Genomic DNA, 17,036 nt, shown 5'->3' on the forward strand with positions numbered 1-17,036 from the left:
TGTAAAACACAATAATCATCACATATGTCTATAAAAAAACTACAACTTATTGCCACAATCATGCTTACTTGTGGGATAACATCAGTCTTTGCTCAAGAAAATCAGGAAACTTCAGAAAAACGTCATGCCATTCAATTTTTACTTGGGCATACACAAGTTCAAGAAGCTGTAGGTAAAAGCGGAAATAAAGCTTGGTTATCAGTACCTTCTTTTGAACTAAATTATAATTATGAAATAAGTGAAAAATGGGCAATTGGGCTCCATACAGACATTGTTATTGAGGATTTTAGTGTAACCAATTACAGTGAAGAGTCTGAAATTATTGAACGTAATTCTCCCATTGCACCCGCAGTAGTTACATCATATAAATTTTGTAAAAACTTCTCGGCATTACTAGGTGTTGGTGGTGAATTTTCAAAAGAAGAGAATTTTATGTTGTTTAGAATTGGGGTTGAATACGGGTATGCATTTCATGAAAACTGGGAACTTGTAGCAAATATAACCAACGATTTAAAGCTAGATGCTTACAACTCTTTTTCTTTAGGGTTTGGTATTGCTCGTAAACTGTAACAGTTTAATACATTTAAGATTATAATGAAACGTTTAGCGCTATATATTTTTATCACTACATTTTCCCTTAGCGCCTATGCTCAAGACAGCTTGGTTAACCAAGATATCACCGTTAACAGACAATTATGGCTAGATTATAATTTTGCAAACATTATTTTAAACAACAAAAAGCTACAAACACAAGTTAGCTTCCGTAAAATTTTCCCTCAGGCTTATAATCGTTTTTTGGTTCTTTCTACAGCTGAATTTCCACACGATAAAAGCCTCCCGTTCCTAAACCTTAACAAACCACTTATTAAGTCTTTCCATCTTGGCGCAGGTTTATTTTACACTCAAAATTATGATGTTAAAGACAATTTGGAATTTCGTTTAGTACAAGGGGTTAAATTTGAAATTCCAACCTTAAAAAACATCACATTATATAATTATGTCCGTTTAGAGGAGCGTTTTCAAAATGATTTTAATAACTCAGGTTGGACATTTGGTTCACGTTTAAGATATCGTCTTTCCACCATATTAGACTATAAAAAACACCTCACAAATTTTGTAGACGGCTTCTATATTCCGTTAAGCATGGAAGTGTTTTTTAATCTAAAAAAATCTAATCGATATAACGATTTAATCCGTTTAGAACCAGGTTTAGGCTACAAATTAAAAAACAATTGGAAATTTGAGGTATATTTGATTTTTAATGAAACAAGAAACAGTACAGCTACAAATAGCTCCTCGAGTGATTTTATTCTAAGACTCCGTGTTTTTAATGGTAATATTAAGCAGCCTGCAGATAAACCCCTCGATTAAAAATTTTAAATTATGACTATCTATAAGAAATTATTCAGTATCGCTATTATTCTAGGTGCCGTTATTTCATGTAAAGACAATAAACAACTGTCGGAAAACACACATAATAGCAGCGCTTCTGATATAACTGCCAAAAAAGCGCCTGCAGGCATGGTATACATCCCTGGTGACACTTATATTATGGGAAGTGGAGAATCTTATGCTGAAAATCATGAAGGCCCTGAAGTTCTTGTAAAAGTTGATGGTTTTTATATGGATGAAACCGAAGTAACTAACGCACAATTCAAAAAATTCGTTAAAGAAACAGGCTACCTAACCATTGCTGAAAGACCAATAGATTGGGAACGTTTAAAGTTAGATTTACCAGAAGGAACTCCAAAGCCTCACGACTCTATACTACAGCCAGGCTCTTTAGTTTTTTCGCCACCTGCACAAAGTGTCAATCTAAACGATTATAGCCTATGGTGGGCTTGGGTAAAAGGCGCCGATTGGAAACACCCAGAAGGACCTAATAGTAATATTGATGGAAAAGACAACCATCCTGTAGTTCAAATAGCTTTCGAAGATGCAGAGGCATATGCTAAATGGGCCGGAAAGCGATTACCTACTGAAGCCGAATGGGAGTATGCCTCACGAGGTAGCGACACAAATAGTCAATTTGTATGGGGAAATGAGCTAACGCCGCAAGGCGCATATTTAGCCAATTTTTTTCAAGGAGACTTCCCTCATAACAACACTAAAAAAGATGGATTTGCTGCATCGGCTCCTGTAAAATCATACCCTGAAAATGTTTTTGGTCTTTATGATATGATTGGAAATGTATGGGAATGGACAACAGATTACTACAGTCCGTATACAAAAAAGATGTATTTAGCTAACGGCTCTAAGTTGTGCTACAACCCTAAAGGCCCAGATTCTAGTTATGACCCAACTGATCCATATGTTTCTGAAAAACGCGTTATTAAAGGAGGCTCATTTTTATGTAGTGACCAATACTGCTCAAACTACAGGTCTACATCACGTATGGCAACATCTGTAGATTCGGGACAAAATCACCTAGGTTTTCGCTGTGTTCAAGACTTAGAGGAATAAAAAGACTAATGTCATTAAAGTTTATTCTTTTTTGTTAATTAGTTTTTTGTACTTTTAATTACTTACTAACCAATTAAATATATTAAAAAATGAAAAAACTATTAGCTGAATTTATCGGAACCTTTTGGCTCGTTCTAGGAGGTTGTGGTAGTGCTGTTCTTGCTGCAGGTATTCCTGAACTCGGAATTGGATTTGCAGGTGTAGCTGCTGCCTTTGGTCTTACCGTACTAACAGGAGCTTATGCCGTGGGACATATTTCTGGAGGACATTTTAACCCTGCTGTATCTATCGGATTATGGATAGGAGGCCGTTTTGATGGAAAAGAATTGCCTGGCTACATAGTAGCACAAGTTTTAGGTGGTATTGCCGGAGCAGGCATACTATACCTTATTGCTAGCGGTAATGCTGACTTCTCTCTTGCTTCAGGATTTGCAGCCAATGGCTACGGTGAACACTCGCCAATGGGTTATGATATGACCTCTGCACTAGTAACAGAAATTGTTATGACATTTATGTTTTTAATTATTATTCTGGGAGCAACACATAAAAATGCATCACCTGGTATTGGAGGAATAGCTATTGGTTTAGCCCTTACTCTAATCCATTTAATTAGTATTCCAGTTACAAACACATCTGTAAACCCGGCAAGAAGTACAAGTCAAGCTTTATTTGTTGGCGATTGGGCTATTGGTCAATTATGGTTATTCTGGGTAGCTCCAATAGTTGGTGCGATACTAGCTGGTTTATTATATAAATATCTGGCACCTAATAACGACTAAACAGAATATGACTTTCTGTATTACACAAAAAAAGGATATCAATTATTGATATCCTTTTTTTGTTACTTTTTCAATTCTAACTTTTCAGCAAAATAATCACAAAAATCTTTCATTGTTGCTGTCATTTTTTCATCCTGAGTAGCCCGATTAAACGTATCACTCATTGCAACTAAAGTTTGGTGAAAAAACACTTTCATTTCATCTACTGGCATATCTTTTGTCCATAAGTCAATACGTAATGTTTCTTGACTTTTATGATCCCAAACAGACAACAACATGGCTTTTGCCTCGGCATTATCAATACCACCATCTTCGGCTGTCCAATTTAAGGTTTCAGGAACGCGATTCTCGTCCAATTCTATATCTAATTGTATACTTGATTTAATTTTAGCCATTATCTTTTGGTTTATAGTTACTCGTATTAAAAATTTCTAAAGCCTCTGTATTCATTAATTTTTTCAATGAAACGCTATTATTCTTCATATAAGATCTCACAATTTGCCAACCTATATATTGCCCTATTCTACCAGGTGACTCGTTGTCAACTTGCTCTAAATAAAATTTAGAAAAAGGTGCTGGATTAATAAATCTTGAGGGTAATTTACTATTTGTATCATACAACAATTCCTGACCTACAAAATGGTTCCAAATAAACCATTCGTTTGTTTTAGCCCATTCCAGTTGCTCATCAGTATAGCCTATTTTTACAGCATCACTCACAAAGGGAATCATAACATCTTTAAAATACAATTGCTTACCATAATATATCATTTCATCTAATAAACTCTTTCTTTCAAACTGTACATTATACTTTTCAGCATAAGCGGCTGCTAAATCAGAAACTATTTGTTCCCGTTCAAAATTAGCTTTTAAATATTTCTGAATGCCATCGTAAAATTCATGGTCAGCACCCAAATAAGTATCAATAGATATAAGCACAATCGTGTCCGTTACGATAACTTTATTTCTGTAATCAACACTTGATGTTGTGGTAATTACACGAGGAACACGAAATTCCGGAAAATAAAATTCTAAATGTTGAAACAGTTTTTTAATAGCTGTTTTTTCTTTTGAAAAATCATCAAAAACACTACTACTTTCTTTAATTAGCTGTTGCTGAAGAGTGTCCTGCATGCGTTCTTCCCAAAATGTATCTGGGTACTGCTCAGGAAACATAAAAGGATAAGCGGCTTTTAATTCTGATAAATCGGAAGGTGTAGCATTACCAAAAGCTTTATCAAAACGTTCGACAGTAAAGTTAACAGCAATCTTTTCAATTTCCTTTTCTTGCTGACTTTTATCATCACATGAAAAAAGACATAAAACTAAAAGAATACTTACTACATATTTCATAGAAAACTTATCTGTTGTTAATTTTTATTAGTTCAATGATTGCGTTATTTTTGTAGGGCAAAGGTACATCACTTTGTTTAAAAAATCCATTAAAATGCAAACAGAAAAAATTGTCAACCACATTGTAACATGGCTTACAGATTATGCTAATAACGCTAAAGTTAATGGTTTTGTTGTAGGGATATCTGGCGGAATTGATTCGGCAGTAACATCTTTACTTTGCGCTAAAACTGGATTAGATGTTTTGTGTATAGAAATGCCAATACATCAAGCAAAAAGTCATGTATCAAGAGCACAAGACCACATTGCTTTTTTAAAGAAAAACTTCCCTAATGTTAGAAGCACACAAACCAACCTAACACCTGTTTTTGAAGAATTTAAAACTGAAGTAAACCTAGACGGCAGCCAACAAATTGTTGATATGACTTTAGCTAATACCCGTGCCCGATTACGTATGACGACCTTATACTATTACGCAGGACTTCAAAAACTATTAGTTGCAGGAACCGGAAATAAAGTTGAAGACTTTGGTGTAGGCTTTTACACAAAGTATGGAGATGGTGGTGTAGATTTAAGTCCCATTGCAGATTTAATGAAATCTGAAGTTTATGCAATAGGTAAACATTTAAATATTATTAATCAAATTATGGAAGCCGCACCAAGTGATGGTTTGTTTGGTGATGCTAGAAGTGATGAAGATCAAATTGGAGCATCTTATCCCGAATTGGAATGGGCTATGAAAATGGATGATACCGGACAAACGCTTAGCGATTTTGAAGGTAGAGAAAAGGATGTTTTCGCTATTTACAAAAGGCTAAACACGGCTAATAAACACAAAATGAACCCTATACCTATTTGCTTGATACCAAATAATTTAAAAGATTAATAAACTTTACTAAGTAATTTCTTATATTTACAGTACCCACTCGATAAATAGCATTGCCTCAACAGTATTAATTTTTTAAAACCTTTATAAATAATGATAAAGCTGTTGGTCGTTGACAACCACCCTATTATAAGAAAAGGGCTAGAACTCTTGTTTATTACATCGCCACAAATTCAAGTTGTAGGAGGTATTAATAATGGTGAAGCTATTTTTGATTTCTTAAAACAACATCCTGTAGATATTATTTTAACGGAAATAGACTTACCAAAACTTAATGGAATTACCGCTTTACGGCGATTAAGAAAAGAATTTCCAGCTGTTAAAACCATCATTTTCAGTTCGCAATCGGAAAGTATCTATGCCATAAATACTATTAAATCTGGTGCCGATGGTTATATTATGAAAACAGCCAATACACTTACCATTAAAGAAGCTATTTTAAAGGTGTATGAAGGCAAAGTTTTTTTAAGTGATACAATTGCTGAGCAAATGAATTCTAAAAGACGCTCGTCTAGAAACGGAAGTCATTACAAAAAGCTATCTACCCGAGAAATAGAAGTCTTAAAACTTTTAGCTTCCGGTAGAAAAAACAAAGAAATCGCCTCTGAATTGGAAATCAATGAAAAGACGGTTAGCACCTATAAAGCAAGGCTCATGAAAAAACTTAATGTTACTAATATTGTCGATTTAATTAATAGAGCTAAACTATTAGATTTATAAAACACGGTTTAATTTTCTAGATAAAAGCATTTTTAATCCAGAATAATCCTTAACCTCCTCAAGAATATTTCTGTTAGTATCTGTTCTATTGCTTAATGTTTCTTGTTGAAATTCTCTTACTTTTAAATCGATTAGAAAACAACGTAAACTTAAAATTGTTTCGCTTACCAACTGAGCAACAGTGGTATCTTTTGCTTTCGGAAAAATATTCTGACGCTCCCAATCGGACAGGGAATGTTTCTCATCCTCCATTAATATCGTTGTTATTTCTGCTGCCATACGCGGCTCTACAGTGTTAACAATGTTTTCAATTAGAAAATCAGGATCTTGGTTTAACGTGTTTATAATAGTGTAATATAAATCCTTAAATGTTTCATTGGAAAACTGCATCTCATCTTCTTGGAGATCCAAATAAATTTTCTCAAAAACACGTGCTTGATGTTTTACAGGTTCTAGAACCAACTCATGAGATTCATTTTCTTTCAAAATTAAATCTTCAAAATCTTCCGTTTTATTTCCGTACAATAATAAAATCTGAATAATTTTTCGCTCTAATTCATATTGAACATCCACACGCTTTGCAGTCTGTTCCTTATTTTTAATAACTTCAAAAGCCTTTTGCTCCTGCTTATAATTTTTATCAGACTCTTCGGTTTCCTTTTTGGTAATTTGTGCTAACGTTGTAAATAATACATCCTCGCTAATATCCATTATACGAGCACACTCCTGAATATAAATTTCAGTTTTTATACGATCTGGAATTTTAGCAATACTATTAACAATGTCGCGAATGGTATCTGCTTTTTTTATAGGATCGTTATTAGCTTCTTTAACTAATAATGACGCTTTAAACTGGATAAAATCCTGAGCTTTCTCAGCTAGATACGTTTGAATTTCCTCAAGAGTATTATTTTTAGCAAAACTATCGGGATCTTCACCTTCAGGAAAGGTACAAACCTTAACGTTCATTCCCTGCTCCAAAATTAAATCTATACCACGCAAAGATGCTCGTAAACCAGCTGCATCACCATCAAACAAAACGGTAATATTTTTAGTAAGCCTATTTATCAGTCTTATTTGTTCTGGCGTTAATGCTGTTCCTGATGAAGAAACAACATTTTTTATACCGCGCTGATGAAACTGAATAACATCGGTATATCCTTCAACCAAGTAGCAATTATCCTCCTTTGAAATACTTTGTTTTGCATGGTAAATTCCATATAAAACTTTACTCTTATGATATAGTTCGCTCTCTGGGGAATTTAGATATTTTGCAGCTTTTTTATCGTTAGTTAAAATACGTCCACCAAACCCTAAAACACGCCCACTCATACTTTGAATGGGAAACATAACACGTCCTTTAAAGCGATCAAAACGCTTCTCACCTTTAACAATAGTTAAGCCTGTTTTTTCTAAAAACTCAAGTTGGTAGCCGTTTTTTAAAGCTTCATCCGTAAAGGCTTGCCACTCATCTGGAGAATATCCTAAATCAAATTTCTTTATGGTTTCGTCTGTAAAACCACGCTCTTTAAAATAGCTAAGACCAATAGCTTTTCCTAAATCTGTTTTATGTAATACTTTTTGAAAATATCGACTTGCAAACTCACTTACCAAATACAGACTTTCACGTGTATCCGCTTGTGCCTTTTCTTCATTAGACTGTTGCGTTTCTTCAATTTCAATATTGTATTTTTTAGCTAAATATTTTATAGCTTCAGGATAGGTAAAATGCTCGTGCTCCATTAAAAAAGCAACAGCATTCCCGCCTTTTCCACTTGAGAAATCCTTCCAAATCCCTTTAACTGGCGAAACCATAAAACTTGGCGAACGCTCATCACTAAAAGGGCTCAACCCTTTAAAGTTACTACCAGATTTTTTTAATTGAACAAAATCGCCAATAACTTCCTCTACACGGACTGTTTCAAATACTTGATCTATGGTGGATTTTGATATCAAAGAAAGAAATTTTAGGGATTAGATATTAACGAAGTACAAATATAGTTTTAATGCTTCAAAATTTTAAACCCTACTTAAAAGAATAGTCAATTATTTTCAAGAAGGTCAAATGGGCAATTTCTGCAATTTATAAATCTTTCAAATTTGATTAGTATCTTAAAAACAGTAAATTCGTTACCAATACATTTATAAACCTAATGTATATTTTATTATGAAAAACCAACTAAAACTGCTTGCTTTAGGACTTATTGCTTTGATAAGTGTTACCAAAAGTAAAGCTCAAGAGAAATCGGTTCCTGTTTTTGAAAATGGCGAAGCACAAATTGTGGACGCTTTTAGCAATAAGGACGATTGGATTAGACATGACCTATGGGTAGAAACCACATTTGACACAGATGGCGATGGTAAATTAGACCGTATGCATGTTGCCGTAACAAGACCTAAACAAACAGATACTGAAGGGCTAAAATTACCTATAGTTTATGAAACTAGTCCATATTATGCCGGGATAGCTAACAATGTAGAAGGTCTTTTTTGGGATGTTAATCATGAATTAGGAGAAACTGAAAAACCACGTACGCACGTAGAAGTTAAACGAAGAGGAAAACGTCCAATAATTTCAAATTCTCAAATAAAGACCTGGGTGCCACGTGGCTATATCGTTGTGCACTCATCATCTCCTGGAACAGGATTATCTCAAGGGGCTCCTACTGTTGGCGGCCTTAATGAATCTTTAGCACCAAAAGCTGTTATAGATTGGCTAAATGGTCGTGCTAGTGGCTATACAACGCCTTATGGCAACGAAACTGTTACAGCATTTTGGAGTACAGGAAAAGTAGGCATGACCGGAACAAGCTATAATGGTACTTTGCCATTAGCTGCAGCAACTACAGGTGTTGATGGTCTTGAAGCTATTATACCTATTGCACCAAACACATCTTCTTACCACTACTACAGATCTAATGGATTGGTACGCTCACCTGGTGGGTACTTAGGAGAAGACATTGATGTTCTTTATGATTTTATACATAGTGGTGATGAATCTAAACGCGCCTATAATAATAAAACAATAAGAGATACCGAATTAAAGAACGGAATGGATCGTGAGACAGGTGACTATAATGATTTTTGGGCCAATCGTGATTATTTAAACCAAATGGAACCAATGAAAGCTGCGCTTTTAATGTCTCATGGTTTTAATGACTGGAATGTTATGCCAGAGCACAGTTACCGAATTTACAAGGCTGCTAAAGAAAAAGGATTACCAACACAGATTTACTACCATCAATTTGGACATGGTGGGCCACCGCCAATTTCTATGATGAACCGATGGTTTACGCATTACTTACATGGTATTGATAATGGTGTAGAAAATGACACAAAAGCATGGATTGTTCGTGAAAACGATCCGCCTTCTAATCCTACGCCTTATGATGATTATCCAAATCCTGCTGCTAAGCTTGTAACATTACACCTAACAAAAGGCGGAGTAAACTCGGGTGTATTACAAAATAAAAAAACAAAAAATCAAGGAGTAGAAACCTTTATAGATAATGCTACTATTGCTGGTAAAGAATTAGCACAATTAAAAAACTCTGAAAACCGACTTCTATATGTTTCGCCTATTTTAACATCGGACCTACATATTTCTGGTGTGCCAAAAATTTCAATAACCTTAGCTAGCAGTAAACCGGCTGCAAATTTATCTGTTTGGTTAGTATCACTGCCATGGAATCCAAAAAAAGGGGCCAAAATAACCGACAATATTATTACACGCGGTTGGGCTGACCCTCAAAACCATAAATCTATATCAGAAAGTTCTCCTCTTGAACCTGGCAAGTTTTATACCGTTAATTTTGATTTACAACCAGACGATCAGGTTATTCCTAAAGGACAGCAAATTGGTTTAATGATTTTTTCTAGTGATAATCAATTTACAATTCTTCCAAAACCAGGTACCGAGTTATCTGTTGATTTGGACAAAACAAGTTTAAGTCTACCCATAGTAGGCGGTAAAGATGCATTTGAGAAAAGCATTAAATAAATTCAAAATAAAAAAAGGCTTCAGTTAATGAAGCCTTTTTTATTACTAATTCAGAAAACTAACAGATTAATCCATATCAAAACGTAAACCTAATGAGATGTTGTTTTGATCTATTTGTTGATCATTAAAAATAGTAGACAAATCATACTTTGCATAAATACCTACATTACCCCAAGACACATAACTACTTAAGCCATAAACAAAGTTATTGGTATTATAATCTTTAAACTTATCCTTTTCTTTATGACCATTTTCTTTATACTTTAACTTTTGTAGAGATTGTAAAACAATACCTCCATAACCACCTATTCCGAATTTAAATTTTCTATAAGTAGAGTACCTAAAGTAGTTATCACGTTCAATTTTTTTAGAAGGCCCAAATTCAAAGTGTAATGGTACAACCAAGTTTGTTGTTCTAAATTTCGATTTATTTAAATTTAAGGGATGCTCTTCTAAACTAACAACATCATTTTCTTCTGTGAAATACAAATTATCCTTTATGTCTAATTTATTCCATTGTACAGACAAACCATACTTAAACCGTAAGGCATTAGAGTTTTTAAATACACGTGTTTTCCAAGCCCAACCCAACTCAACAAAACCTGATCCACCAATTTTATAGGGTGAGTCGTTTAAAGATTGACCTTCTATTATAGCATTATTAAATCCTATCGCAAACACCAAATCACTGGTTGTACGTCTATCATAAACTACAGGTTTAGTTTTTGACCTGGGTCCAATATAAACACTCCCAATATCGTATTCATCAGATTCTTCATCTTTTCCAATTGAAATAATCATTGAATCCAAATTTGGGCCAGTATCATGTGAAACTGTTTCATTTCGCTCTAATAAAGCAATGCGGTTATCAATTATAGCCAACCTATTTTCAATATTTAAAGCGTGCTTTTCGGCAGCTGCTTTTTTTAATATTGAAGCCTCTTCACTTGAAATATCTCCAGCATCCAAACGTGTATTTACAGACTCAACGGTTTGTTTTAACTGGTTTTTTTCTTCGTTCTGAACAACAGTTTTCTGTTCCTGAAGTCGCTCTATTTGCTCGCTGTTATCTACTTCTTGAGCATAATTAATGTGTACAAAGCAGGTTAAAATAAAACCCGCTAGGAATTTAGTAATAGTTTGCATAACTGTTTGATTTTAAAATTGATGAATTATTAATTATTTCTATCTGCAACTGCTGTTTTAACAATGGTGAAGTTTGTTTTAAGCGTTTCGAAAACTTTATCGCGAAAGGATTTTTCTAAGTCCATTTCAACGTCTTGTAGTAAATTATTGGCATTTTTAGAATAAGTATTATCTGTTTGAGAAGCCTCTAAAACAAGCTTTTGCTTAGCTTCTTTTAACAAAGCTTCTACCTCCATATTTAAAGATAGTTGTCGGGTGTCAGTTTCTGTATTAGTCCCTTTCAAATTTCGTTCTAAGACCGCTACAGATATCTCATTGGATGCTTCAGAAACAGTTAACACGTCTTTTGGCAACTTTTCTTTCTCTGTAATTACTGCCAAGTTTGTTTTGAAACCCGATGGATCAGATTCTTCTGCAGAAGGGCTTGCCGTTTTTAACATGCTCTTTGGTAATACAATCTCCGTTTTAGAAGCTACTATTTCTGTTTCCTCTTCTGAAATAATATTTATTTCTTCTGAAAAAGTATCGTCTTCCACATCACTTTCTGAGGGTGTATTTACTACTTGTGGGCTTATAGAATTATCAAACACAGGAGTAGACTGAAAAGAGTTCATTAAAAATAACACCCCAATAATACTAGCCGCAATACCTACATACCAAATGTATTTTTTAGTCGGTTTTTTTTCTTCTTTATCCAATGCAGCAGAAAGCTGTCCCCATGATTTTACGTCAGGTTTTATCTGGCGCTTCTCTAAAGTGTCTTTTAAATGTTTCTCAAAATTATTTACTGCCATAATATGATGTATTTAATACTTTTAGTTCCTGCTGAAGCATTTTCCTAGCCTTATACAATTGTGATTTTGAAGTACCTTCAGAAATTTGCAACATATCAGCAATTTCCTGATGCTTGTACCCCTCTATAGCATACATAACAAACACCATTTTATAGCCTTCAGGAAGTTTATCTATTAGTTGTTGAATTTGAGCCACATCTATATTACTATCAATATCATTATAACTTATTGAAGATTCTATAGTTTCCATAGGAAACTCGATATTTTTGGCTTGTCGTAAAAATGAAATGGCTTCTCTAACCATTATTTTACGCAACCAACCTTCAAAACTGCCTATGTTTTTAAACTGATTTAAGCTTGTAAATGCTTTTAAAAAACCATTTAGCATAACCTCTTCAGCTTTTTGAATATCACTTACATAATACCGGCACACACTTAACATTTTAGGTGCATGCAAATCAAAAAGCAAACGTTGTGCCTCTCGATTTTTCTTTGCCGCTTTTTTTATTAGGGCAGAATTCGTTTTATGTAATTGAATAACCTTCAAAATTGCATATCATATGTGTCTCTATTTATAAAGACGCAAATTTTTTAAAAAAGGTTGCCTAGCGTTAAAAAAAAATTATTTTTTTCGCTGTATCACGTACTTCACCATAAGTTCTAGGGAATCTCGATAATCAGATTTAGGGAAAGTATAAAGAATTTCTAATGCCTCTTCTTGAAACGCTTTCATCTTAGTTATGGCATAATCTAAACCACCATTATCTTTAACAAATGTGATAACTTGATTAACACGTTTTTTGTTCTTATTGTGATTTTTAATAGAGTTGATTAACCAATTCTTATCTTTTTTGGAAACTGTATTTAGAACATAAATTAACGGTAAAGTCATTTTTTGCTCTTTAATATCAATACCTGTAGGCTTTCCTATTTTTTCGGTACCATAATCAAACAAATCGTCTTTTATTTGAAAAGCCATACCTATCAATTCTCCAAATTTCCGCATCTGTTCTACATGCTCAGAGTCTGGTTTTACAGAAGCAGCACCTAAACTACAACAAGCAGCAATAAGCGTAGCTGTTTTTTGTCTGATAATTTCATAATAAACAAGTTCTGTAATATCAAGTTTTCGTGCTTTTTCAATTTGAAGCAACTCCCCTTCACTCATTTCACGAACCGCAATAGATATGATTTTTAATAAATCAAAATCATTATTATCAATAGAAAGCAACAAACCTTTAGATAAAAGGTAATCACCAATAAGTACAGCTATTTTATTCTTCCAAAGGGCGTTTATAGAGAAAAAACCACGACGTCTATTACTATCATCTACAACATCATCATGTACTAAAGTAGCGGTATGAATAAGTTCTATTACGGAAGCACCACGATAGGTCCGTTCGCTAACCTCTCCATTAGAAACCATTTTAGCTACCAAAAAAACAAACATAGGTCGCATTTGTTTGCCTTTTCTATTTACAAGATAGTGCGTTATTCTATTAAGAAGTGCCACTTTTGAAGACATTGCTAATTGAAACTTTCGCTCAAAAAGTTCCATTTCAAAATCTACGGGTTGCTTTATTTGTTCAACTATTTTCAATAGAATGGTAGTCTATATTAAGAAGCAACGAAATTACTAAAAAACCCATTGAAAAACTAACTTTAGTCTGAAACACTGCCTTAAACCAATAGTAACTTTGTGTTAAAAATTCTCATAGCAATAAAAATATTTGTAACTTTATGCTTCTAATTATAAAAAATAACACTTATGAAAAAAATTACATTTTTATTTGCTTTTTGTTTAACCCTTACATTCAGTGCTCAAGCTCAGTTGTTTTCTGATGATTTTGAAGATCAAGACATTTCAGACTGGACAATAATTGACCAAGATGGTGATGGTTTTAACTTTATGGCTTACGACCCTAGTATTGCTCAAGATGGTTTAAATAACTACATGTCTTCTGAATCATGGAATTCAGGAGTTGGTCCGTTAACACCTAATAACTACGCAATATCTCCTGCTATTGATGTTACAAACAATGAAGATTTAGTATTAACTTATGTTGTTGGTGGACAAGACGCATTATACTCTGAAGAGGTATATACTGTTTATGTTTCTACAGGTAACACAATTGCTGATTTTTCTAACCCTGCAATAACTGTAAGTTTTAATGAAGATTTAGGAGATGATATTAATGCTGCAGGTAATTTAGTTGAAAGATCTTTAAATGCTTCTGCATTAAATGGAGCTACAACTGTTTATATCGCTTTCAGACATCATGATGTTACTGATCAGTTCATGATTAACTTTGATGATGTTAGCTTATCAGGTACATTATTAAGCACTGATGAATTTGCTTTAAACGCTATTCAAATTTTTGCTGCTAACGATGTAGTAACACTTTCAAACATTAAAAGTGAAGCTAACTACCGTATTTCAACTATTTCTGGTCAAGCTGTACTTAACGGAAACACACGTTTAGCTACCGAAAAAATTAATGTTAGCAACTTAGCTTCTGGTATTTACATCATTGAAGTAACTGATGTTAATACAAATGCACAAAAGAGAGAAAAAATTATTATTGAATAATTTATAATTTCTTAAAACATAAAAAAGGCGCTTTTTAAAAAGCGCCTTTTTTATTTCTTATTTGCTAATTGTCCGCAAGCAGCATCAATATCTTTTCCTCTAGATCGTCTTACCGTAACAGTTATATTATTTTTTTCAAGCAACCTAACATACATATCAATAGCCGATTCTTGAGCTTGTTGAAAAATCCCATCATCTATGGGGTTGTACTCTATTAAATTAACTTTGCTTGGTGCAAACTTACAGAAGTCTATTAAGGCCTCTACATCTTTCTGCTTATCATTAATATCTTTCCAAACAACATACTCATAAGTAATTCTGTTTTTTGTTTTGGCATACCAATATTCCAAAGCTTCACGTAGATCTTTTAAAGGAAATGTAGCATTAAAAGGCATAATTGACGTTCGAACCTCATCAATAGCGGAGTGTAATGAAACTGCCAATTTAAATTTCACTTCTTCATCTGCCATTTTCCTAATCATTTTAGGAACTCCAGAAGTTGAAACAACAATCCGTTTAGGCGACATCCCTAAACCTTCAGGAGAAGTGATTTTGTCAATGGCTTTTAAAACGTTTTTATAGTTCATAAGAGGCTCTCCCATACCCATAAAAACAATATTACTTAAGGGTCTATTATGATATAATCTGCTTTCATTATCGATAGCTACAACTTGATCATAAATTTCATCCGGATTTAAATTTCGCATGCGTTTTAAACGGGCTGTTGCGCAAAACTTACAATCTAAACTACAGCCAACCTGACTTGAAACACAAGCTGTTGTTCTTGTTTTAGTTGGAATTAAAACCGATTCCACAATTAATCCATCATGAAGTTTAACAGCATTCTTAATGGTACCGTCGTTACTTTTTTGCATATCATCCACTTCTATGTGGTTGATAACAAAATTAGCTTCCAACATAGCACGTGTTTCTTTAGACAAATTAGTCATATCGGAAAACGTATGTGCCGACTTACTCCAAAGCCATTCATAAACTTGATTTCCACGAAAAGCTTTATCGCCTTCATTCTTGAAGAAATCACGTAATTGCTCTTTAGTTAATGCTCGGATGTCTTTTTTTTCACTCATATACCTCTTACTGGCAAAAAACAGGAATAAAAAAGCCTTGCATAAACAAGGCTTTTAAAACATGTTATTATATAATTAGCATGGCATCGCCATAGCTATAAAATTTATATTTTTCTTTCACAGCCTCTTCGTATGCTTTCTTAACAAAATCATGACCTGCAAAAGCAGAAGCCATCATTAAAAGCGTAGATTTTGGCGTATGGAAGTTAGTAATCATACAATTGGCAATACTAAAATCGTATGGAGGGAAAATAAACTTATTAGACCAACCATCAAATTCATTTAAAGTACCACTTGACGATACCGAACTTTCAACTGAACGCATCGCTGTTGTTCCAACGGCACAAACACGTTTTTTGTTCTTTATAGCGTTATTAATTGTATCAACAGCTGGTTTTTTGATAATGATTTCTTCACTATCCATTTTATGCTTAGATAAATCTTCAACCTCAACAGGATTAAAAGTTCCTAAACCAACATGTAATGTTACTTCTGCAAATTTCACACCTTTAATTTCTAAACGCTTTAATAAATGTTTAGAAAAGTGTAAACCTGCTGTTGGCGCCGCTACAGCTCCTTCATTTTTAGCAAAAATAGTTTGGTAACGATCTTCATCTTCTGGTTCAACTTCACGCTTAATATACTTAGGAAGTGGTGTTTCACCAAGTTCATTTAATTTAGCTCTAAAATCTCTATAAGAACCATCGTAAAGGAAACGTAAAGTACGACCTCTAGAGGTTGTATTATCAATAACCTCAGCTACTAACGAATCACCATCACCAAAATATAATTTATTACCTATTCGGATTTTTCTAGCTGGATCAACTAAAACATCCCAAAGACGTTGCTCTTCATTTAGCTCACGTAATAAAAACACTTCAATACGCGCACCTGTTTTCTCCTTATTACCATATAATCTAGCAGGAAATACTTTAGTGTCATTTAAAATCATAACATCATCTTCATCAAAATAATCGATAATGTCTTTGAACATTTTATGCTCAATGGTTTGCTCTTTTCTGTTCAATACCATTAAGCGAGCCTCATCCCTATTCTCAGAAGGATATTCCGCTAATAACTCCTCGGGTAACTCGAAGTTAAAATGCGATAATTTCATTTTTTTGATAGCTTTATATGTTTTAAAGGTTAATAAATTTACTTGTAAAGGTTGCAAATATACAACCTGAAAGTAGGCGTTGTCAAGTATTTAGGCATTT

At 33.7% G+C, this 17,036-nt stretch carries 17 protein-coding genes; 8 read left to right on the forward strand and 9 right to left on the reverse strand.

Translation table 11 applies throughout. The features are described from left to right. Window positions 1-24 precede the first annotated feature (24 nt). The 4 genes from ACW5R3_RS12650 to aqpZ all read left to right on the forward strand — a co-directional run bounded on the left by ACW5R3_RS12650 (window position 25) and on the right by aqpZ (window position 3,242). Window positions 25-570 (forward strand): hypothetical protein, encoded by a 546-nt coding sequence (locus tag ACW5R3_RS12650; protein WP_456577380.1) that lies wholly within the window; start codon window positions 25-27, stop codon window positions 568-570. 24 nt (window positions 571-594) lie between these two features. Next, window positions 595-1,371: a DUF2490 domain-containing protein gene (locus ACW5R3_RS12655; protein WP_456577381.1), complete on the forward strand. Its 777-nt coding sequence runs from the start codon at window positions 595-597 to the stop codon at window positions 1,369-1,371. 12 nt (window positions 1,372-1,383) lie between these two features. Next, window positions 1,384-2,463: a formylglycine-generating enzyme family protein gene (locus ACW5R3_RS12660; protein ID WP_456577382.1), complete on the forward strand. Its 1,080-nt coding sequence runs from the start codon at window positions 1,384-1,386 to the stop codon at window positions 2,461-2,463. Window positions 2,464-2,552: 89 nt separating this feature from the next. Next, window positions 2,553-3,242 carry an aquaporin Z gene (gene aqpZ, locus ACW5R3_RS12665; protein WP_456577383.1) on the forward strand — a complete coding sequence of 230 codons (690 nt, stop codon included), beginning with the start codon at window positions 2,553-2,555 and terminating at the stop codon, window positions 3,240-3,242. A gap of 62 nt (window positions 3,243-3,304) precedes the next feature. Here the strand turns inward: aqpZ and gldC are convergent, their stop codons facing one another. Continuing rightward, window positions 3,305-3,637, reverse strand: coding sequence for a gliding motility protein GldC (gene gldC, locus ACW5R3_RS12670; RefSeq protein WP_456577384.1), 333 nt, complete (start codon window positions 3,635-3,637; stop codon window positions 3,305-3,307). After that, window positions 3,630-4,595 (reverse strand): gliding motility lipoprotein GldB, encoded by a 966-nt coding sequence (gene gldB, locus ACW5R3_RS12675; RefSeq protein ID WP_456577385.1) that lies wholly within the window; start codon window positions 4,593-4,595, stop codon window positions 3,630-3,632. The genes gldC and gldB overlap by 8 nt, the downstream gene beginning before the upstream one ends. Before the next feature lie 94 nt (window positions 4,596-4,689). On the opposite strand from gldB, the gene nadE reads away from it, so the two are divergent. Next, the gene (gene nadE / locus ACW5R3_RS12680; RefSeq protein WP_456577386.1) at window positions 4,690-5,481 is read left to right on the forward strand and encodes an NAD(+) synthase; all 792 of its coding nucleotides are present in this window, start codon (window positions 4,690-4,692) and stop codon (window positions 5,479-5,481) included. A 93-nt stretch (window positions 5,482-5,574) separates the two neighbouring features. Continuing rightward, window positions 5,575-6,201, forward strand: coding sequence for a response regulator (locus ACW5R3_RS12685; protein WP_456577387.1), 627 nt, complete (start codon window positions 5,575-5,577; stop codon window positions 6,199-6,201). On the opposite strand, the gene dnaG is transcribed toward ACW5R3_RS12685, so the two are convergent. Beyond that, a complete protein-coding gene (gene dnaG / locus ACW5R3_RS12690; RefSeq protein ID WP_456577388.1) occupies window positions 6,196-8,157 on the reverse strand; it encodes a DNA primase in 1,962 nt (653 codons plus the stop codon). The two genes, ACW5R3_RS12685 and dnaG, sit on opposite strands and share 6 nt — an antisense overlap. Window positions 8,158-8,368: 211 nt before the next feature. Here dnaG and ACW5R3_RS12695 point away from each other — a divergent pair, with 211 nt between their 5' ends. Continuing rightward, a complete protein-coding gene (locus ACW5R3_RS12695) occupies window positions 8,369-10,201 on the forward strand; it encodes a Xaa-Pro dipeptidyl-peptidase (RefSeq protein ID WP_456577389.1) in 1,833 nt (610 codons plus the stop codon). 66 nt (window positions 10,202-10,267) lie between these two features. Here ACW5R3_RS12695 and ACW5R3_RS12700 read toward each other — a convergent pair whose 3' ends face one another. The 4 genes from ACW5R3_RS12700 to ACW5R3_RS12715 all read right to left on the reverse strand — a co-directional run bounded on the left by ACW5R3_RS12700 (window position 10,268) and on the right by ACW5R3_RS12715 (window position 13,741). Beyond that, window positions 10,268-11,347, reverse strand: a complete 1,080-nt coding sequence (locus tag ACW5R3_RS12700) for a hypothetical protein (protein WP_456577390.1) — start codon at window positions 11,345-11,347, stop codon at window positions 10,268-10,270. 29 nt (window positions 11,348-11,376) lie between these two features. Next, a complete protein-coding gene (locus ACW5R3_RS12705; protein WP_456577391.1) occupies window positions 11,377-12,141 on the reverse strand; it encodes a hypothetical protein in 765 nt (254 codons plus the stop codon). Continuing rightward, window positions 12,128-12,688: an RNA polymerase sigma factor gene (locus ACW5R3_RS12710; protein ID WP_456577392.1), complete on the reverse strand. Its 561-nt coding sequence runs from the start codon at window positions 12,686-12,688 to the stop codon at window positions 12,128-12,130. The genes ACW5R3_RS12705 and ACW5R3_RS12710 overlap by 14 nt, the downstream gene beginning before the upstream one ends. Window positions 12,689-12,763: 75 nt before the next feature. Next, on the reverse strand, window positions 12,764-13,741 hold the full coding sequence (locus tag ACW5R3_RS12715) for a polyprenyl synthetase family protein (protein WP_456577393.1): 978 nt from the start codon (window positions 13,739-13,741) through the stop codon (window positions 12,764-12,766). Between the two features lie 168 nt (window positions 13,742-13,909). On the opposite strand from ACW5R3_RS12715, the gene ACW5R3_RS12720 reads away from it, so the two are divergent. Further along, complete coding sequence (locus ACW5R3_RS12720) at window positions 13,910-14,731, forward strand: choice-of-anchor J domain-containing protein (RefSeq protein WP_456577394.1); 822 nt, start codon at window positions 13,910-13,912, stop codon at window positions 14,729-14,731. Window positions 14,732-14,781: 50 nt separating this feature from the next. Here the strand turns inward: ACW5R3_RS12720 and rlmN are convergent, their stop codons facing one another. Next, window positions 14,782-15,819: a 23S rRNA (adenine(2503)-C(2))-methyltransferase RlmN gene (gene rlmN, locus ACW5R3_RS12725; RefSeq protein WP_456577395.1), complete on the reverse strand. Its 1,038-nt coding sequence runs from the start codon at window positions 15,817-15,819 to the stop codon at window positions 14,782-14,784. A gap of 67 nt (window positions 15,820-15,886) precedes the next feature. After that, complete coding sequence (queA, locus tag ACW5R3_RS12730) at window positions 15,887-16,936, reverse strand: tRNA preQ1(34) S-adenosylmethionine ribosyltransferase-isomerase QueA (protein WP_456577396.1); 1,050 nt, start codon at window positions 16,934-16,936, stop codon at window positions 15,887-15,889. Between the last annotated feature and the right edge of the window lie 100 nt (window positions 16,937-17,036).

Source organism: Algorimicrobium bowmanii, assembly GCF_054031195.1.